We start from the raw sequence: 17,051 nt of genomic DNA on the forward strand, positions 1-17,051 counted from the left end.
TCTGGATTTGAGGCCGTGTGTGAAGCACTTGACGGGCGAGTCGAGGTGCATGGCCCAATAAAGAAGATCGTCGTCGTAAGCCTGGAGGACGAGCCCGACGTTGTCGAATGTAGTGGCATATTTCAATTCCTTCTGGACCTATGAGACTCTACAGGATCGACGAATCGAGCTCCTGCTGGATATTCTGACGACGCTTGGATTCGATTCGTTTGAGGACGAGTTCGGGATTGAATCCGATCAAGATGAAGTACGCCAAGAAATTCGAGAGAAGACTGACCAAAAGTTTGAGAAACGTCTGTCTGTCCGCTCTCTCTAATCTCTCTGAGAAGACACGGTTTTGGGAGCAATAGTAGAAGTTCTCATTCTTGAGTCCGCCAGGAGGTCAGCTATGTAAACGGGCGACAAGGCCGGTTGAGTGGGTGTCCTTCGTTACGGCCCGCCCCGCTCGCCGCTTACCGGCTTCCGGTGAGCAAGCTCACCGACGTCTCGTTCGCTTCGCTCACGAGACCGCCGCGTCGCTCGCGACCGACCATTCCGGGCATGCGGGCGCTCTCCACACCGCGAGCGCCCGGTCCGGGCTAAAGTGAATCTGGTCTCGACGCCAGCGGGTATCCGCCGGGGGTTGCGCGCCGTGGGTGCTCACCCCGCGACGCATACTCCGCTGGACGCTCGCGGCGGCCGAGACGGCGCGCGGCGCTGGATGCATCCTCTCCCAAAGTGCGCTCTCGCTCGCGCCCCAAGGGGGCGCGCGAAGGCGCGAGCGAGAGCGCAGATGAGTCTGTTGGTTGTGGGTGTCGAGGAAATCCGCGATGTAGGAGCATCGCGGTGTCGGGCGCGTGAGCGCCTTCGGAGCTACGCTAACTCCAATGTCTAGTAACAACGCAAGCGGCAAGGTCGTTTCGGTCGATGAACAGGCACTCAAACAGGCGGACGAGCAAGCAGTCGATGCGGATGGCTTCGAGGTGGTCGAGGAGACGCCCGAACTCAGAGCGACAGTCGAACAGGAGGTCCAAGCGAAGGTGGATGCCAACCACCCAGATGGAATCAAGGAGACGAACAACGAACGGATTCAGGGTGCGACCCTCGAACAGGAGGAGCGCATTCGAGCGCGGGAAGCAGAACTAGAGCGCATCAGTATCAGAGCTAAAGTCAGTCGGCAGGATGGTCGGGCAGAGCGAGCGCGAGACATCGCGGCGAAACGGAGCAAAGAGCGGCGTCGAGAGTTCCAGAAGCGGGCGGCAAGCGTGACCCCCATGGCAGACCCGGAGCGGCCGGACCCACGCGAGGAGCTATCCCAAGACGAGCTAGCAAGCGTGAACGAGCAGACACAGCGGTTGAGCGAGAAGTTGGATGGGTGGACGAGAGCGGCGATTAGTCGGCGATTGGCCGAGCGCGTGGTCGAAGGGGCAGGCATGATGAGTGCGGTCGTCGGCGTCCACGAAGAATTGCAGACGGCCCCGGGACACGTGATTCCAATCGGCAAGCTCGAAGACGTGAATCGCAAGGAGGTGAGCATCTCCGGGCGTGTCGACACATTGTGGGAGCCATCGCATCCAAGTATAGCGCAAGTCGGACTCATCGAAGACGAAAGCGGACGAACCCGAGTCACGGTCTGGAAAAACTCGCAAGCGCCGTGGATGGAGGAAGGCGAGCAAGTGTGCATCCGCGGGGCGGCCCGGAACTGGTACGAAGGACGTGTCTCCCTCGCCGTGACCGGGTGGACGACCATCCAGTTCCCTGAGCGCGGTCGTTGGTGGGAATAGCCCGAGTACGCCCCCCTTTTTTGCTGGTGTGGTGCGGTCACCGCCACCTCCCACCACCTCCACGGTCCGGGCCGCTCACGACCCACGGGCCGTTCGCGGCCGGGCTTTCGCCACAGCAGTCAGACTTGGTTCCCCACCACGACGTGTTTATTCTGCCCTCAATTGGTGAGGGCCTCTTCGAGAGACCGGTTCACGGAGTCCCTCGTGAGTATCATGGCAACGAGCGAGATTTACGAGACGGCGTTCGACGAGGACGTACAGAACGATACAACGAATCAATGCCCGGAGTGTGACGGACGGGTCGCCACGAACGTCGCAGAGACCGTCTGTGAGAAGTGTGGACTCGTTCTTGAGGACGAACGTATCGACCACGGGCCGGAGTGGCGGTCGTTCAGTGACGACGAGCAGAACCGAGAGCGTACAGGTGCGCCGCTGACGGCGACGCGCCACGACCGCGGCCTCTCGACGGAAATCGGGCGTGGGACCGACGCAAACGGAAATCAGCTCTCCGGGCGAAAGCGACGGCAACTCGGTCGACTCCGTCGGGAGCAGTCCCGCGGGCGATTCCAGTCGAAGGCCGAGCGCAACCTCGCACACGGCCTTGGGGAGGTCCGCCGAATCAGTAGTGGGCTCGACCTCACCGAGACGATTCGTGACCAAGCATGCCAACTCTTCCGGAGCGCCCAGAACGAAGACCTCCTTCGGGGCCACTCAATCGAAGCGATGGCGGCGGCAAGCGTCCACGGCGCATGTCGATGTAACGGCCTCTCGCGAACACTCGAGGAGATCACCGAGCCAGCGCGCGTTGAGCAGGCCCGAGTGAGGACTGCGTATCAGACGTTGAATACGGAACTCGGCCTTCCAGCCCAACCGGTGAGGCCGAGTGGATTCATTCCCCAGTTAGCCTCCGAGCTTGATATCCCTGAACGAATCCGGCATCGTGCCCGGCAGTTAGCGGATCAAGCAGAATCAGCAGGTGCCGTTTCAGGCGTCGATCCGACAGGATTCGCCGCTGCGTGCTTGTACAAAGCAGGCTGTGATGCAGGGCGCTTGATGGTTCAATCAAAAGTTGCACGAGCCGCGAGTGTCTCGACGGTGACCATCCGCACTCACCGAGATACATTAGACGAACTCGCTGTGTGAACGCACGCTACGGAGTTACGGTTCTAATTACGTCTCCCATTACGGACAGAATCGGCGGAATTCAAGAATACTCGTAGTGTAATTGATGCTTAGATTTGAGTTGGAAGACCGCTACTCGTCGTGTATCTGCTGGAGGCATTCCGTGGTGAAGGTGTTGAGATTGTGGGCTGTTTCTGGTTCGAGGCTGACGGCGACACCTCGATTATTGCCGGTCGGGAAGTGCATGATGATTGCTTTCTCGAACCGCCGAACAGTCACGTAGAGGTCGCCAAAGGGGAACGCCTCTTCTTCGGCGGAGTGCGATTCCGGCTCTAACCGTGAGAGCATCCGATCGATCTGGCTCTGTAAGCGGACTTCACGAACATCGTCCCGTAAATAGAGGACATCTGCTGTTCCCTGATGGTATCTGATAACGCCACGTAAAGCGTTACCCACCCGATCACGGAGATACTGAACTAAATCTGCACCTGGCATACATAGGGGTACCTAGAAGATAAGTATAAGTTCAATGGCCGAACCGATAAAACCGAAAGCGAAGCAGACGACTATGAGACGACTTGATGACTGACCGGAACTCTAACTACAAAGAACTTCGGCCACTCGGCGAAGCGACGCATGTTCCCGACGACAAACTCTCCAATAGTAGCGACGAAGAGTCTAGCCAACAGCGACTAGATGCAGTCGCTACAAGATATCTAAACGAAACTACAGTAACAGAGAGCGAGTGTTCCTCCTGTAGAGCATCAATCCCTGCGAATTGGACCAAATGTCGGTTCTGTCTGGTGAACCACCTCGATAGCTCCGAGGAGGAACAGTCAAGGTCCGATACCGAGTGGACACTGCTTCACGTTATCCATTTTGTCGTGGAAGCATCGACGTTCGACAGCGCCGTCGCGAAGGGGACTGCAGCTGCGGGCCTGCTCGTGAAGGCCGACAGAGACTCCGCGGTCGACGACTGCCAACTAATCTCCGAGTTTGACGAGGAGCCTGCATCACAACTTGCGGACAAGTGGCCTTCGCTTCCCGAAGCAGTACAGATTACGTCCAACTCAGGGAGACAGCTACTCGAGACTGCCCGTGAGCTGACGGAGTGGCAGGACACGACGCAGTCGCGTCACGACGGCGAACATGCGACGTTCCTCTACGATGAAAGCGGACGTGGAATTCAGAACAAAGACCATCTTGAGACTCTTCTTGAGGACGTAGACGACGTGTGGCTAGTACCCGCGATTGCACTCCAGCAATCTGTCGAAGAGACCAGGACTGACAGCCACCAACGCGAGCGACCGAACAGGAGGCACCTCGAGTGTCGTGAGTGCGACCGCGATACGAGGCACCGATTCCTCGACTTCGAGACTGCCCCTGACGACGAGTGGAGTGGCCAACCAATGTGGGAATGCCACGTCTGCGGAATGCCTCAATACGGGCCAGAACCCAAAGCAGATCAGTAGACGGGAAGACACTCTTAACCAACAGACGAGGGCGTATTTCGGCATTTGTTGGTTAACTGCAGTCCCACTCACCACTCCTTCCTGGTTGGACGATGTCGGTCCGTGTTTTTTCTGCGCCGGCAATGAGTGCCGGCGCACCAAGCAGTAGCGCGGCGTGTAGTCGCGTGCGTCGGCAGATCGAAGTGAGAACCAATGCATATGGTGATTTATTCGCTGGTAGAGGCATCGACACGAGACGACGCACTCGCAACTGGAAAGACGGTATTCGACCAACTCGTCGGAGCCAGTCCACACGCGACTGCAGTGTTCGACTACTACGTAACGTTTGACGAGTCGGGCACGTCAGTCGCTGGGAAGGCCCGGTGGGGCGACCTGCCAGTAGCAGTTCTTGTGGAATCCGACGATGGTCAGGAATTGCTGGAACGTGGGTGGGAGGCGACGAAGAGCGAGTTCGAGCGGAATCTCGACCGCGTCCGGGAGGCACTTGAGGAACTGAGCGACGAGGAGATTATGCGCGACGACGGGCTTGCCCGGCATGCGTTCCACCAAGTCGGCGCATACGACGGCCCCACCATCTTCCTGTACGACGAACACGGGAGCGGCATTCGGCATCGAGACCAGCTTGACCGCATCCTCGACGAGGGCGAGAATCTCTGGATTGTCCCAGCAGACGTTCACTACTGAATGCCCGAGCTAGCCAGGGAACGTGACGGAGTAACCGCAGTGAGTTTTTCGTCCTCCCTGAGGGGTGCATGAAGTCCGAGTTACTGTGGAGCGACCAACGACTCGTCATTCGAGTATCGGTGGCTGGAACGAACTCCGAAATCGCTGTTTGTAAATTAGAGTTGAAGACTCTTATATATCGATTTAGTATTGTTTGTCAAATAGCTACCACCGACTCGGTACGTTCCAGTCCAGTACTAGTATCAAATTATCTGTAATGTCCCGTTAGCGGTTAGTGCATTCTATCAGTTCGGTGAACACGCCGTTCAAAATGGAGATGGGATTGCCGTATCTTGAAATAAAACTCGACGATCCAGTCAATAGCAGTCCAGATAGAGATGAAGGATAAGACGGTTGAATTCGTAGTGCCTTCGAGTCAGCTGAACGGGTTATCGGACGTATCCAGCCGTTTCAGGCCGTTAATCGCGTCAAAGTCGTCATCAAAAGAGTAGAGGTATTCAATATCTTCCCGTTCTAGATACGCCACAAGAGTCGCATCCACGAAGGAGAGTTCGTTGTATCGCCGGAAAAGGGCCTGTGCGGCGTTGAAATCCGCCTTCGGAGCGTGGACTATCTCGAAGTGCGCACCCTCGATAAGCCGGTCCAGCATCTGATTTGCCGGGCCTGCACCGAGTTTTTCACGAGAAAGGTTCAGCGTCTCCGCGACCACGTAGTTCGTGATGAGAGCGTCTGGGAGCTCACCGTGGTCGATTCCGCGGACGATCTCTCGGGCGCGGTCGTGGTACTCGTCGCGGGCACTGGCACCAGCGAAGAGAACGTTCGTGTCAGAAGAGCAACCGCCATTACTCGGTCCCGAACTCGGCCTCAGCTTCAACCGCGTTCGTCTCCCCAGCGTCTACGGGTTCAAAGTCGTCAAAAACGCCCTCTCGCTGATGGACGATTTCGACCGAGAGACCTCCCTCTTCGTCAGTGGTCCACCGGAGCTTATCGCCCGGCTCAATGTCGAGATGCCGGCGGAGGTCCGCTGGGATTGTGACCATTCCGCGGTCGCTGACTTTCGTTTCCTCGGGGCCTTCTTCAGCTGCCATACGTGGACGTACCCTCTCCACGCCTATACATGTTGCTCCACATGTGGGTTGGAGTGCATCGTCTACTCACTACACCCTCAGTCGACTCTGCCCGGGACGGCTCAGTGGCGTTGTTGTCGTCCAACTCCTCCAACGGACATATCCGTTCAGGTATCTGCTTAAAACTGGGGAAAGAACGTGTTCAAGCGGGCAAGCTGGCAGTCCCACGAATCGCTGAACTTCACTTTCACAGCACTTGTCGCTGACCCGCATGAGAACACAGCCGTTCTAGATGATGCCGCCAATGATGAGCAGGCCGACGATGACTAGTAGCGTCACGCCTACGCTGCCGCTGACCAGCAGCTTGTTCTCCATTGCTTTCTCGTGAAGCGGCATTTCAGCATATTCTTCACGGAACGTTTCGAGGTTCTCTTCGTCATAGAAGTACTTCGTCTTCAGCGCGAACCGCTCAGTGACCGCACAGCCTGTACAGACCGGCTCTTGTTCCAGCCGTTCGGTCTTGATGTGGCTACCACAGGCAATCGCTCCACAGTTCGGACAGTACGTGTAATTCTCGTCGACACCGTTCGTCTCGCAGTGGACGCAACGATGGATGCCGTCCTCAACGGTCACCCGAGACGGACCTGTCGCGTAGTATTCGTAAGGATACGAGTACTCCCCCAATTCGGTCGTATGACGAATCTCAGGAAGATACACAGGTTCGATTGACTGCACGGAAATATCAGACAGATTCGGCTCGCAGGTCTTGTTGTAGGTAACGTTATTGTCGCCAGTATAGGTTACAGTCGTCGTGTGATAGTCCTGGAGTCGGTCGACCGCCCATTCCTTGTACTCGGTCTGGGTCTGGCCGAACCGATGCTCCTCAACGTCGTCAAACACGTCCCTGAACCGCTCACCGTCGAGGTCGACCGTCGCGTGGAGGTTCTCGGTGACCAGCGTCGCGACGGCATCATCGGCCATCTTGGGGTGGCCGCGTTCAGCGTGTACCACGAACCGCGTGCGTTCGTTGACCCGATGGATAACGCCGACCGAAGTCTCGAAGACGGCGTTTGTGTCAGCAGTAACTGCGACCACCGGACGAAACGTCACCTGTGAGTGTGGCGCTGGGAGGTCCGTAGCCTCGATGTTCTCGATATCTCGGAACTCCTCCTGGACGGGTGCGTTGACGTCGGCCGCCGGGTCGTACGGTCGGAGTGTTTCGTCACAGAGGATCTCGATGCGGCCATTGTAGAGGTCGAGACCCACCTCATCGGCAATCTCGCGGAGATCCTCACCGTCGAGCAGTTCAATGGGATGCGGGTCGTCGTTCTGCTGGAGGCGTTCGGCGTACTCCTCGGCGGGATTTGTGAATCGGCCGGTCGTGACGACCATCCCCCGCTTTGGGCCGTCGAAGTCAAACGTCGCAATAGCCGAATGCAGTTTCTGGACGACCGGCCGCCCAACCGTGTCTGTGTGCTTGCACTCGACAATGATCGCTCTGCGGGTTCCGTTGACGACCTCCTCCATGATAACGTCCCGGCCCTCGTCGGCCGTCCGCTTGGCCTGCCGGACGTTCTCGTAGCCGAGATTCCGGAACACATCCTCTATCACGTCTTCGAACTCGAAACCGGAGAGGTCGTCCAGCACAGCCATCCTGATATAATTGAGTTGTAAATTGCGACTACCAAATATGTTGCCAAACGGAATTCCGTTCTGGTTTTTCACCCCCTAAGGGGTGCGGGGGACTCGAAGTAGTCTCTCGGAATAAACTATGAGTGGAACAACCGACTCGAAATCACTTGAACAGACACGGCCAAACCAGGAACAGGATGTTGTCTACGTCGGCTACCGGCGGCGCGGACGCGCTGTTGTGGAAAAACAACCTGGGCAGGAGCAGGTGACGCCACAGCAGAGTCTCGAACTGGCGAATCACAGTCCCTCGGGCTTCAGCTGGGGATACAGTGGGAGTGGCCCGGCGCAACTCGCGCTGCACTCTTGCTGGATTACACCGGCAACGAGGATGTCGCACTAACCCACTACACCGCGTTCAAAAACCGGGTCGTGAGCCAGTTAGACTGCTCCCATCCTGAAGGGTACTGGCGACTCACCGGTACCGACATCGAAAACGCCCTTCGTGAACTGTCCGGCAACGCAGTCGCACCGTCCAACTGAACACCAAGTAATACAGCTACACCATGTCAGAACACAACTCACCGTCTCGTGCAAGCAACGAATCGAAAGCGACCGATGACGAATCATCACCGACAGAGCACATCGAGCGGAGCGACGTCGGTGTCTCGCTCACGGTGAAACTCAAGCGGGGAACGGGGACACGGGACGAAGACCAGATCAAGGCAAAGGTGAAAGCGAAAACGCTCGACGACGCCAGAGAAGATATGGACGTACTTCGAGCGTACATTCGTGATCTCGCCGAGGAGGCTCGCCAAATTCAACCGGCGGAATAAGACGAACGCAAACGGATTAAACGAGGATTCGGGACTCGAATAGAAACGACATCCGGGGCAATTTTTCGACCCCCGAAAGGGTGCGGGGATAGCAGTCCCTGCCCGAGAAATATGGCAACACTCCAAGCAGCAACAACGTCGGACGGTGTCACCGTCACAGATGCACAGGCAGTTCGAGAACGCTACGAATCATACTATTTCGGAACGCTCGAATGGGAGGTTGACGACAACGACCGATTCTCGATTTGGGGCTACGACGCATTCGAGGTCTATGGGCGTCGAGAAAACGGCCTGCCCGACTCCGAAGCAGGACAGCGGACCCACGAGTTCCTTCGAGCACTCGCAACGTACGTTGAGGAGGGCGACGAACTCGATATTCAGACGGCCGGATTCACCAAGTGTCGATTCCCGGTGCTTGCCGCTCGATACGTCGTCCGGCATGGCGACGTCCTGCAATCAGACCTTCGGACTCTTGAGCCGATTGAGGATTGAACGGTGTGACGCGTCCGATCAAGCCGGATACTGTCGCTGACAGTCGCCGGGAGTGTCAGGAGTGGTTTCGTGAGTGACCCAAATACTGATTCAACTTCGGCGGCAATGTCGTCGACAAGGATGTCGCGCCACGTTCGCCTTGCTGACGACCTCTACGAGCGCATCAAAGCAAGTAGACAGGAAGGAGAGTCGTTTAGTGATACCATCGAGCGCCTCATCGACAACCGTTCGCTCCGCGACCTTCAGGATGTCTTCGACAATGAGCAAGTGGGTGAGATGCGGAACGCGATCAAGATACCAGAGGAAGAAGATACTGCCGAGGTCCGTGAACTCGGCAAGCGCTTCGACTAATCGGCAACACAACTATATTATGCGGGACGATGAACACGTACGTATGGTGCATACAGACGACTCCGCGGTCGAACGCGTCGAGCCGACCGACTGCGGTCGTATCTCGACCAACAGCGAGTCGTCTTTGCGATTCTCTTCGGCTCGCACGCACGCGGAACTGCTGGACCAGACTCAGACGTGGACATCGCACTCCGGTTCCCGGAGACATTGGACGCTCGGGAACGATTCCGACTGCGAAACCAAATCGATGCAGACCTCCAGCAGTATGCCGAGGAGTTTGTGGACGTAAGCGATATCGAGCAACTCCCGACTGCCGTCGCACACGCCGCTCTCCAAGACGGTCTCCTGCTAACTGGCGACGAACAGGCCGTCGAGACATACCACGAGCAAATCGAGAAAGAGTACGAATCAACGGTCGACGAGCGAAAACGCCAACAGCGTGAATTCATCGACCGATTAGCAAGCGGAGACGCATAGATGGTCAACGAAGACGTGTTCGTTGACAAACTCCGCCACATCAACCAGTACATTGAGGACCTCGAACAGATGCGAGGTCTCTCAAAGGCCGAGTACGTGGACGATATGGTGACCCAGCGAGCAGTCGAGCGGACGTTGATGAACCTTATTCAGGCGTGTATCGACCTCGCTCAGCACGTTCGGTCGACAGAGAATCTCTCCCCGAGCGGAACCGCCAAACAGGAGATACAGGCGCTTGGGGAAGCAGACATCATCTCGAACGAGACGCAGGCGAAACTCGAAGAAGCAGTCGGGTTCCGAAATATTCTCGCGCACAGATACGGCGACGTCGATCACGACGTTGTGTACGACGTACTCCACGATGACTTGCAGTGGTTCAATCGGTTCCAGCAGGAACTCGCTCAGTGGTTCCAACAACTCGAGTGAACAACGACCCACCGAGATGCAGATAATAAACAGGTCTTGTCCACAAAGAGAGTCGCTCCATGCGTTTCACAACGAGATAGATACGTCGCTTCGATGGACGAGTTAGAGCCGGTCGGTTAGTTCTTCTGCCCCCGAAGGGTGCGGGGCACTCGACTTCTCGGTGCCTCACGACCACAATGACGACACCACTTGCAAGACTCAAGACGACGAGTAGAGTGAGGAAACGAGCACAGTACGAAGCCTTCGAGTTCGAACTCCAGAACGGTGATGTTCGTGTTCGGAACGGGAGCTATGCCGACCCGGAAAATCACGAATACACCGTCCGCATCGAGGACGACCTGCCGACCGCGTGTACGTGCCCGGCAGACGCGAAATACAGTGGTGCGTGTAAACACCGTGTCGCTGTTGCGGTCCGCCGACCCATTCTCGACGCCGTCCGCCACCACCAACTTCTCGCCGACGGTGGCAAGACTGTCCAGCCTCCGAACCACCCTCACGACCACGAGGAGGACTCCAAAGAACAAGCAGAGGCAGAAGAACCGGACTGTGACTGTGCAGACCTCTCCAGCGATTTTCCGTGCTGGGAGTGCTACCGAACTGGCCGACGTGACCTCCCCGAATAGCAATCCGTACGTCAAGACGACCTCACTGTGTTCGCCCACGCTGTATCGAAGTACAATCAACAGCAGATTCCGAACTCTATGACTGCCCCCGAAAACACCAATGACGACGCTTCGCTCGCACGACTAACCATCACAGTCACGAACGCCAACCTTCCAGAGGACGAAGCCGAACAGCAGGCACTCTGTGAGTCACTCGAAACGGCCGTCGGCAGCGTCCTCAACGAGACGCTCGGTGACGCCACGGCAGACATCGAAGCGATGCTCGGGGATACGTACACCTCGGTCAGTCCCATCTGTCCAGCGTGCGATAGCGCGCTCACGCTCGACGGTATCCATCTTGGCGAGGGTGCAGATGCGTACGCGGTCGCTCGATGTTCAGCCGACTGTGGCTGGGCCGGTGACGGCGTGTTCAAACTCGTCAATCTCGATAGAAGCGTCGGCCATCACTACGAAAGCGAGGTCCTCGCTGGCAGGATTCGGTCGGAGCGCCAGCGGTACACCGACCGCGACTGCTAGTCCGGTCGCGCTCTTTCATCCGCACCTCGAAACACGTCTCATGTAGTCTTCCGGTGTAGAGTCCAAAAAATCGCTCTCGGTTGTTTTTTCGTCGCCTCCGACAGGAGCAGAGGCGACAACAAATGAGCAACGTCACAGATGGCGAATCGAATGGACTCTCACCAGAACAACGACTTGAGCCGCGAAACATCCGGCTCATTGACCCGAGCATCGCGACGATAGACGACATGGACACGCTCCGTGCCTGTGTCGCCTACGAGAACACCCACCAGAATCGCATTCAAATCCTTCGACGGCTTAAGCGACGTGCAGAAGAACTCCGGTCAGAACAGGCGTAACAGTAGTGGCGATACGATTTCTTTATCCAGTTTATAGCCCGTAACTGATTCAGCGGTGTTGCTCAATGCGTGGTGGTATTGTGCGTGTCTGTTCGAGAAAACGGTTCTTCGAGACCGACTGACTTCTGACCACTGTGGAGGCTACACCGTCCCTACCGTTGCGACTCGCGGAGGATGAGCGGCTCAATCGCAAGCGTTCGCTTGGCAAGCGTTACGATTCGCAAGACATAGGCCATGAACAGCAGAAACGGCACCAGCGTCACGGTGAACGCACCACCAATCACCCACGTTATATTCGGAATACCCAGTAGATGTCCGGGAAACATTCCTATGTCAACAACCGTGAGCATGATTCCGGCGACCGCTAACGCTGGGAACGCGGCGTAGAGGATGAGCTCTGAGAGCGAGACGAGTGCCCACTCGAAGTACAGTGTCTTGACGTGTTCGCGGGCCGGAGCGAACAGGCTAAGTGCGGTCTTCAGATCGTCCAAGAGCTCGATCTCGTCGTCCCTCAAGCTATCGTCGTAGTCGCTGGCGAGCCGCTCGACTTGGAAAATCTTCCAGCCGTAGTTGAAGTCGAGTGCCGCAAACACCACGTCGAAGGTGCCGAACTGCGCCCCGTCGAGTTGATCGCGGACCGTCTCGGCGTTGCCGATGAGACTCTCGGTGAACTCATTGACTTCCTCGCGGAACTGTTCACTCTCGTTGTCGGAGACGCTCTCGCGGAGTGCCTTCGCCCGTTGTTCGGCCACCCCGACGAGTTCCCCGAGGAACGCTGAGGGGTCTGCCGGACTGGGGGTACCTATCAGGTCTTCGGCGACGTCCCGGACATCCATCGAGTTCTCCATGCGGTCGCGTTGCTTGCCGAGCGGGCCGTTCTCTTGTGAGAGGACTACCTGACCGATGGTGACGACGAGCGTGGTGCCAGTGATAATCACCCCGATCATCGTCGAAAACATCGTCTCGATGGTGTCGTCCGACCGGAGTTGTGGCTGGATGGGCTTAGGGAGGACTGTGACTACGACGACGAATACCACGAACATGGCCAGCGCCAGCACAGCAGTTACCTGCAATCGGTTCGCTGCGAGGAGCAACCAGATTTTAACTCGACTCTCATCGGCCCGTTCGCGCATTGTGTTCGCCGTGCTAATGTCGGCATCTTCGGTTTGCTCGCTCATAGCGAACTATCCCTCGTTGCGACTGGGGGCTTTCTCAACGGGTCGTTTGAACACGAGAGACTTGGTCTCGCCACCGGTGTACTCGATTGTGGTAATGAGTTCCCAGCCATCGTCACCGCAAGTGTTCAGTGTTGCCTGTGGGTCCTCGGCCTCTTTCTTGGTTTCGTCGCAAGGCGGTCTGAGCGTCTTGTACTCCCAGCGACGCTCGGTAGGTTGGCTCATGGTCGTCTTTCCGGATGGGTTCAACAGCACTAAGAATGGCGGTAGTCACACCGTCGACTGCTCAATCCAAGCTCTCCATCGCGTAATCCATGGTGCGAACTTATCGAGTCTGGAGACGGAAGTATCCACATCCTCCATGAGGTAGCGGCCTACTGAGAGGATGCATCCGCTTTGTCACTCAGAACTACGTAGTCAGTAGTGCCACAGTTGATACAGGCCTCTCGTGCCGGTTGTACGTGTCCGTCTTTCTTGTATCCAGTGCGAGTGACGCCGCACTCGGTACATTTGATGGAATACAGCACGATCAAGAGGGGCAAGGAATTACTGACGTTTCAATCCTGTGTCCGTTCCAACGGTTGTATTTTATACGTTCTGCAGGTTTCCACCAGTACGGTCAGCGCAGAAATATATAACTAGTTACATGAGTGGTTTTACTGAAAGTTGGTTCGTTCGATGATGGATGCACAGTAACCGGCCCTCCGACGGAAATCCCACATATATCTGTCCTGTTTGTCATCTACCGCTGTGTTGAACGACACCGTCGAGTATCGTGTGGATGAGTTCTCGTCACTTGGGATCAAAGTTGTCGAAGCAGTCGCGGTTTCCAACGTCGTCTCGTACGTCGTCGAGTCGGTGGCCGCCGCTTCGAGGTCGCGTTGGACCTCGTCGGTCAGCAATTCAGTGTCCACCTCGTTGGCCAGCACGAGTGACGAGGGCGATCCAAGGAGTTCCTCGCGGTCGTAGCCGACCAGCTCGCAGTACGCGTCGTTGATAGCGTGAAGCGACTATTCTCGTCGGTGATGTAGATGCCGTCATGGACGGTTTCGACGATGGTCTTGTAGCGTTCGAATTCTTGGCTGTACTCTTCGGCGTCAACCGCTCGCGTTTGCGCCCGGCCAGCGTAATCCCCCATCCCGAGCCCAGCGACACTGGCGAGCGCAGACAGGATGAGGACGTTCCCGGGGGGTCGGCCATGTCCGTGAGAAGTGCGACTACTGCGAGGATGACCATCGTCTCAATAGCGGGGACGCACCAACCAGCGACGACGTGGTAGAGGTCGGCCGGATGTCCGTTTTCGAGAGCCAATAGCCACCGGAGACAAGCACGAGACCGCTCCTCCGACGAGAAGCGAGATCAGGAGTACTTCGTTGGCTGACCGCTCGCCAACGAACGGCGTAACCGGGAAGCCGACGGCAATTGCGACGTAGAGGCCGCCGAGAATCAGGACAGTCCGCCATCCATCAATCCGCTTGATGCCCCGGGTTAAATACCCCACTACCGATTTCCAGTTACCGACGGATTATGAGGATGTTGATGCGCCAATAGACATCCCAGTATCAGTAGAGCCATCACGGTAGGTCGCCGACCGAAAATCTCTCCCAATGGTAGGAAAAATGAATATATTTCTGTCTACAATCGAGCCATATGTTTAATACCTAACTTACCCCATGTTCTCAAACAATGTCTGACGATGGCTCCGGCAGGGAACCGGTGGAAGAAACCCCGGTGGCCAATGACGGCGGAGCATCGCTGGTGTCTCGAGTTTTTCAGGCACTCCGCAATCGGCGGCGACGATACGTTCTCTCCTATCTCCGCGACCGCGAACAAGCACAACTTGACGACCTCGCCATCCAACTGGCGGCGTGGGAACAAGACATCCCACCCGACGAAGTGTCGTCCGAAGACATCGAGACTGTTGCAACCGACCTTGTGCATACTCATCTGCCGAAACTCGAAGATTACGGCCTCGTAGACTACGACCGGCGAACTGAAACAGCCGCCTATACCTACACACCATCGCTTCTTAATGAGGCGCTTGAGCTTGCCGTAACCATCGAGAACCCATAGGCTAGAACTCGAACCGTGAGGATATCGACCTCGCCGCGAGTGCGGCGCACGCCGAAAGCGACTTCTTGCGAATCCCTGACTGGGTCGAGGACGTGTCTAATCGGGGTGCAGATTGGGTATCGGCGATGCGTCTAGTATGCGTGTAGTACCACGAAGATCTGGAGGAGTTGATGATACTGTTCATTTATATACGAGAGTAGAATCGAGCTATCGGATTTGCTAAGTACGTGGTGCTTACAAACCATAGTTCATGATAGCCGTATACGGTCGATTTCAGCGACGTTCGAATCCCTAACGTACTCTATGATGCAGTCCTCGCAAATGGATGCCCACTCGATATTCCCACTCTCAAATGTTACTTTAGTCACTTTCCCCTCCTCTTTTTGACAGCCAGTACATTCGTTAGTTGATTGAGGGGATAGACGCGGATACTCATGGTTTACAGAACAGTTCATGGTTTATTTGCTGTTATTCTGAAGAAGACATACTGGTCTAAGAGCGATGAAAAGTTATCGTGGCCGCATTCCGGGCACTCTACTCCTGCGACGTTTTCAACGCCGATAGGAACTGTGTATCCACACCCGTTCTGGCATGGAACGTTTGTATACTGTTCCTTTAGATGAGTTAGCACATCTTCGGCATGATTCTCTTTGAGGTGCGTCTTCGCGTCTCTTTTCACCGGGTCTACGGCTTCCCCCTCGACCAGCTCGTCACAATAGTTACAATCAAGCTGGTACATTTACTCTCCCCCACTCTCTCTAAGGAGGACCTCTCCGTCATGCGTGACCCGGATGTCATAGTCGTTGTACCTGAAGGCGACTGTCCCGTTTGCCATCCGCGGGTGGCCGCTCATCTGTGGTGCGAACAGTCTATCGAGTGCGTCAGTTTCGATGACCGAGTAGAGTGATTCGAGTTCTGCCGGGTGGGAGTCTTTCTCAGCACTGACGGCGCGGAGAACAGCCTCGGTGACCGATTCACCTTCCTGCACACAGTACGTCGTTCCGTCGTTGTTCGTGGTAGTGTGCGACGTAGCCGAAGCAGTTCCAGTAGAGTCAGTCATTTTGAGTGTTTCCACTCCTCCGTAGGCACTTGATTCGGTTGAGCCACAGGATAGTATATTCAGCGGGTTTAAAAGGGGGCGGGTACGGTTACGTCACGTCGAGTGTTCCTTCGATGAGATTACGTGTCCCTCGTCGGAGTCGGTCTGAGAACGACTGGTTGGCAATCTCGAGTTCCTCCGCCAGTTCACCAAGGTTCGTCTCTGGCGGTGTCTCGTAATAGCCATTCTTGTAGGCGAGCAAGACGGCCTCGCGTTGTTCCGACGTGAGGCCGTGCGCTCCTTCATCGGTTCGGGCTCCAATCGAATGAATGTGTCCTAACGTAATCTCAATGTCGTGGTCGGCGCAGTATTCTTGGAACTCTGCGATTTGATTGGTGTCCTCGGCTCGAAACTCGAATTTCCATTCATCCTCGGTGCCAGTCGCGGAGAGGACCGTCAGTTTGGCGTCGACAATCCCGGTCAGGATACCTTCAACATCTGGGTCCCATTCGGCACGGAACAGGCCTTGGTCGCCAAGGTCGTCGACGAGCGTGTACGATTTGAGCGCCCCCTGTGCTTCGAGGGTCGTTTGCACGTTTTCAACGGGCTCCTCGCGGACCCAAAAATAGGGGAGAATGGCATGATTTGTCGGCACGACTTGTTCGATTTCGATAGTGATTTCGGGGAAGGAGTCGAAGATGTGGCCGAGTGGGAAGGCGTCAGCAGGAACAGAGAACGTGGCTATCGTGGACATAGGTACAACAAGTACCCTTAAAACATAACCGCATCGCCCGAAACGGGTGCGCCTGCGACTGTGCCGGCATGCGTTTTCACGTCATCCTCGCTCCGATGGGTAGAGTATTATCCAACATGGCCGATCCACGTCTAAATCTCCTCTAACAATATATTCCGTTGCTTGGGTGATGGAAAGAGGAGAAACGGCAGTTCGGGGTGGTCGTCGCGGACGG

General features: G+C 56.3%; 22 protein-coding genes and 1 pseudogene. 14 read left to right on the forward strand and 9 right to left on the reverse strand.

What is annotated here, in order from left to right; translation table 11 throughout:
- Positions 1-866 precede the first annotated feature (866 nt).
- On the forward strand, positions 867-1,763 hold the full coding sequence (locus NGM06_RS23865; RefSeq protein WP_248653146.1) for a DNA-binding protein: 897 nt from the start codon (positions 867-869) through the stop codon (positions 1,761-1,763).
- 213 nt (positions 1,764-1,976) lie between these two features.
- Positions 1,977-2,906: a transcription initiation factor IIB gene (locus tag NGM06_RS23870; protein ID WP_254270795.1), complete on the forward strand. Its 930-nt coding sequence runs from the start codon at positions 1,977-1,979 to the stop codon at positions 2,904-2,906.
- Between the two features lie 111 nt (positions 2,907-3,017).
- On the opposite strand, the gene NGM06_RS23875 is transcribed toward NGM06_RS23870, so the two are convergent.
- Positions 3,018-3,380: a DUF7522 family protein gene (locus NGM06_RS23875; protein WP_254270796.1), complete on the reverse strand. Its 363-nt coding sequence runs from the start codon at positions 3,378-3,380 to the stop codon at positions 3,018-3,020.
- Between the two features lie 86 nt (positions 3,381-3,466).
- Between NGM06_RS23875 and NGM06_RS23880 the strand changes: the two genes are divergently transcribed.
- Together NGM06_RS23880 and NGM06_RS23885 are read left to right on the forward strand one after the other, a co-directional pair.
- Complete coding sequence (locus NGM06_RS23880) at positions 3,467-4,357, forward strand: biosurfactant protein 1 (protein WP_254270797.1); 891 nt, start codon at positions 3,467-3,469, stop codon at positions 4,355-4,357.
- A 192-nt stretch (positions 4,358-4,549) separates the two neighbouring features.
- Positions 4,550-5,041 (forward strand): DUF7995 family protein, encoded by a 492-nt coding sequence (locus tag NGM06_RS23885; RefSeq protein ID WP_254270798.1) that lies wholly within the window; start codon positions 4,550-4,552, stop codon positions 5,039-5,041.
- Positions 5,042-5,456: 415 nt separating this feature from the next.
- Here the strand turns inward: NGM06_RS23885 and NGM06_RS23890 are convergent, their stop codons facing one another.
- The 3 genes from NGM06_RS23890 to NGM06_RS23900 form a co-directional block, all read right to left on the reverse strand.
- On the reverse strand, positions 5,457-5,915 hold the full coding sequence (locus NGM06_RS23890; protein WP_254270799.1) for a type II toxin-antitoxin system VapC family toxin: 459 nt from the start codon (positions 5,913-5,915) through the stop codon (positions 5,457-5,459).
- Positions 5,884-6,129: an AbrB/MazE/SpoVT family DNA-binding domain-containing protein gene (locus NGM06_RS23895; RefSeq protein WP_254270800.1), complete on the reverse strand. Its 246-nt coding sequence runs from the start codon at positions 6,127-6,129 to the stop codon at positions 5,884-5,886. Before NGM06_RS23895 ends, NGM06_RS23890 begins: the two co-directional genes overlap by 32 nt.
- Before the next feature lie 267 nt (positions 6,130-6,396).
- A complete protein-coding gene (locus NGM06_RS23900) occupies positions 6,397-7,761 on the reverse strand; it encodes a restriction endonuclease (RefSeq protein ID WP_254270801.1) in 1,365 nt (454 codons plus the stop codon).
- A gap of 118 nt (positions 7,762-7,879) precedes the next feature.
- Between NGM06_RS23900 and NGM06_RS23905 the strand changes: the two are divergent.
- The 9 genes and pseudogenes from NGM06_RS23905 to NGM06_RS23945 all read left to right on the forward strand — a co-directional run bounded on the left by NGM06_RS23905 (position 7,880) and on the right by NGM06_RS23945 (position 11,796).
- A pseudogene (locus tag NGM06_RS23905) lies at positions 7,880-8,280 on the forward strand (DUF6166 domain-containing protein).
- 23 nt (positions 8,281-8,303) lie between these two features.
- Positions 8,304-8,573 carry a DUF7389 domain-containing protein gene (locus NGM06_RS23910; RefSeq protein WP_254270802.1) on the forward strand — a complete coding sequence of 90 codons (270 nt, stop codon included), beginning with the start codon at positions 8,304-8,306 and terminating at the stop codon, positions 8,571-8,573.
- Between the two features lie 111 nt (positions 8,574-8,684).
- Positions 8,685-9,065: a hypothetical protein gene (locus NGM06_RS23915; RefSeq protein WP_254270803.1), complete on the forward strand. Its 381-nt coding sequence runs from the start codon at positions 8,685-8,687 to the stop codon at positions 9,063-9,065.
- Between the two features lie 120 nt (positions 9,066-9,185).
- Positions 9,186-9,416, forward strand: a complete 231-nt coding sequence (locus tag NGM06_RS23920) for a DUF7557 family protein (RefSeq protein ID WP_254270804.1) — start codon at positions 9,186-9,188, stop codon at positions 9,414-9,416.
- A 129-nt stretch (positions 9,417-9,545) separates the two neighbouring features.
- Positions 9,546-9,893: a type VII toxin-antitoxin system MntA family adenylyltransferase antitoxin gene (gene mntA / locus NGM06_RS23925; RefSeq protein ID WP_254270964.1), complete on the forward strand. Its 348-nt coding sequence runs from the start codon at positions 9,546-9,548 to the stop codon at positions 9,891-9,893.
- Positions 9,894-10,319, forward strand: coding sequence for a type VII toxin-antitoxin system HepT family RNase toxin (gene hepT / locus NGM06_RS23930; protein ID WP_254270805.1), 426 nt, complete (start codon positions 9,894-9,896; stop codon positions 10,317-10,319). It begins immediately after the preceding gene.
- A gap of 176 nt (positions 10,320-10,495) precedes the next feature.
- Positions 10,496-10,942, forward strand: a complete 447-nt coding sequence (locus NGM06_RS23935; RefSeq protein ID WP_254270806.1) for an SWIM zinc finger family protein — start codon at positions 10,496-10,498, stop codon at positions 10,940-10,942.
- A 78-nt stretch (positions 10,943-11,020) separates the two neighbouring features.
- The gene (locus NGM06_RS23940; protein ID WP_254270807.1) at positions 11,021-11,458 is read left to right on the forward strand and encodes a hypothetical protein; all 438 of its coding nucleotides are present in this window, start codon (positions 11,021-11,023) and stop codon (positions 11,456-11,458) included.
- Between the two features lie 122 nt (positions 11,459-11,580).
- Complete coding sequence (locus tag NGM06_RS23945; RefSeq protein ID WP_254270808.1) at positions 11,581-11,796, forward strand: DUF8129 domain-containing protein; 216 nt, start codon at positions 11,581-11,583, stop codon at positions 11,794-11,796.
- 152 nt (positions 11,797-11,948) lie between these two features.
- Here NGM06_RS23945 and NGM06_RS23950 read toward each other — a convergent pair whose 3' ends face one another.
- Positions 11,949-12,974 (reverse strand): DUF7972 family membrane protein, encoded by a 1,026-nt coding sequence (locus NGM06_RS23950; RefSeq protein WP_254270809.1) that lies wholly within the window; start codon positions 12,972-12,974, stop codon positions 11,949-11,951.
- 6 nt (positions 12,975-12,980) lie between these two features.
- Entirely contained in the window at positions 12,981-13,196 is a 216-nt protein-coding gene (gene sp36 / locus NGM06_RS23955; protein WP_254270810.1) for a Sp36 family protein, read from the reverse strand.
- Positions 13,197-14,657: 1,461 nt separating this feature from the next.
- Between sp36 and NGM06_RS23960 the strand changes: the two genes are divergently transcribed.
- Complete coding sequence (locus NGM06_RS23960) at positions 14,658-15,044, forward strand: DUF7344 domain-containing protein (protein ID WP_254270811.1); 387 nt, start codon at positions 14,658-14,660, stop codon at positions 15,042-15,044.
- A 451-nt stretch (positions 15,045-15,495) separates the two neighbouring features.
- Here NGM06_RS23960 and NGM06_RS23965 read toward each other — a convergent pair whose 3' ends face one another.
- The 3 genes from NGM06_RS23965 to NGM06_RS23975 form a co-directional block, all read right to left on the reverse strand.
- Positions 15,496-15,783: a hypothetical protein gene (locus NGM06_RS23965; RefSeq protein ID WP_254270812.1), complete on the reverse strand. Its 288-nt coding sequence runs from the start codon at positions 15,781-15,783 to the stop codon at positions 15,496-15,498.
- The gene (ddfA, locus tag NGM06_RS23970; RefSeq protein WP_254270813.1) at positions 15,784-16,032 is read right to left on the reverse strand and encodes a DdfA family disk-determining factor; all 249 of its coding nucleotides are present in this window, start codon (positions 16,030-16,032) and stop codon (positions 15,784-15,786) included.
- 160 nt (positions 16,033-16,192) lie between these two features.
- Positions 16,193-16,837: a helix-turn-helix domain-containing protein gene (locus NGM06_RS23975; RefSeq protein ID WP_254270814.1), complete on the reverse strand. Its 645-nt coding sequence runs from the start codon at positions 16,835-16,837 to the stop codon at positions 16,193-16,195.
- Between the last annotated feature and the right edge of the window lie 214 nt (positions 16,838-17,051).

Source organism: Halorussus aquaticus, assembly GCF_024218795.1.
GTDB lineage: Archaea > Halobacteriota > Halobacteria > Halobacteriales > Haladaptataceae > Halorussus > Halorussus aquaticus.

Coding starts and splice junctions, on each gene's coding strand:
- NGM06_RS23865 (WP_248653146.1), top strand. CDS start 867: ATGTCTAGTAACAACGCAAGCGGCAAGGTCGTTTCGGTCGATGAACAG.
- NGM06_RS23870 (WP_254270795.1), top strand. CDS start 1,977: ATGGCAACGAGCGAGATTTACGAGACGGCGTTCGACGAGGACGTACAG.
- NGM06_RS23875 (WP_254270796.1), bottom strand. CDS start 3,380: ATGCCAGGTGCAGATTTAGTTCAGTATCTCCGTGATCGGGTGGGTAAC.
- NGM06_RS23880 (WP_254270797.1), top strand. CDS start 3,467: ATGACTGACCGGAACTCTAACTACAAAGAACTTCGGCCACTCGGCGAA.
- NGM06_RS23885 (WP_254270798.1), top strand. CDS start 4,550: ATGCATATGGTGATTTATTCGCTGGTAGAGGCATCGACACGAGACGAC.
- NGM06_RS23895 (WP_254270800.1), bottom strand. CDS start 6,129: ATGGCAGCTGAAGAAGGCCCCGAGGAAACGAAAGTCAGCGACCGCGGA.
- NGM06_RS23900 (WP_254270801.1), bottom strand. CDS start 7,761: ATGGCTGTGCTGGACGACCTCTCCGGTTTCGAGTTCGAAGACGTGATA.
- NGM06_RS23910 (WP_254270802.1), top strand. CDS start 8,304: ATGTCAGAACACAACTCACCGTCTCGTGCAAGCAACGAATCGAAAGCG.
- NGM06_RS23915 (WP_254270803.1), top strand. CDS start 8,685: ATGGCAACACTCCAAGCAGCAACAACGTCGGACGGTGTCACCGTCACA.
- NGM06_RS23920 (WP_254270804.1), top strand. CDS start 9,186: ATGTCGCGCCACGTTCGCCTTGCTGACGACCTCTACGAGCGCATCAAA.
- hepT (WP_254270805.1), top strand. CDS start 9,894: ATGGTCAACGAAGACGTGTTCGTTGACAAACTCCGCCACATCAACCAG.
- NGM06_RS23935 (WP_254270806.1), top strand. CDS start 10,496: ATGACGACACCACTTGCAAGACTCAAGACGACGAGTAGAGTGAGGAAA.
- NGM06_RS23940 (WP_254270807.1), top strand. CDS start 11,021: ATGACTGCCCCCGAAAACACCAATGACGACGCTTCGCTCGCACGACTA.
- NGM06_RS23945 (WP_254270808.1), top strand. CDS start 11,581: ATGAGCAACGTCACAGATGGCGAATCGAATGGACTCTCACCAGAACAA.
- NGM06_RS23950 (WP_254270809.1), bottom strand. CDS start 12,974: ATGAGCGAGCAAACCGAAGATGCCGACATTAGCACGGCGAACACAATG.
- sp36 (WP_254270810.1), bottom strand. CDS start 13,196: ATGAGCCAACCTACCGAGCGTCGCTGGGAGTACAAGACGCTCAGACCG.
- NGM06_RS23960 (WP_254270811.1), top strand. CDS start 14,658: ATGTCTGACGATGGCTCCGGCAGGGAACCGGTGGAAGAAACCCCGGTG.
- NGM06_RS23965 (WP_254270812.1), bottom strand. CDS start 15,783: ATGTACCAGCTTGATTGTAACTATTGTGACGAGCTGGTCGAGGGGGAA.
- NGM06_RS23975 (WP_254270814.1), bottom strand. CDS start 16,837: ATGTCCACGATAGCCACGTTCTCTGTTCCTGCTGACGCCTTCCCACTC.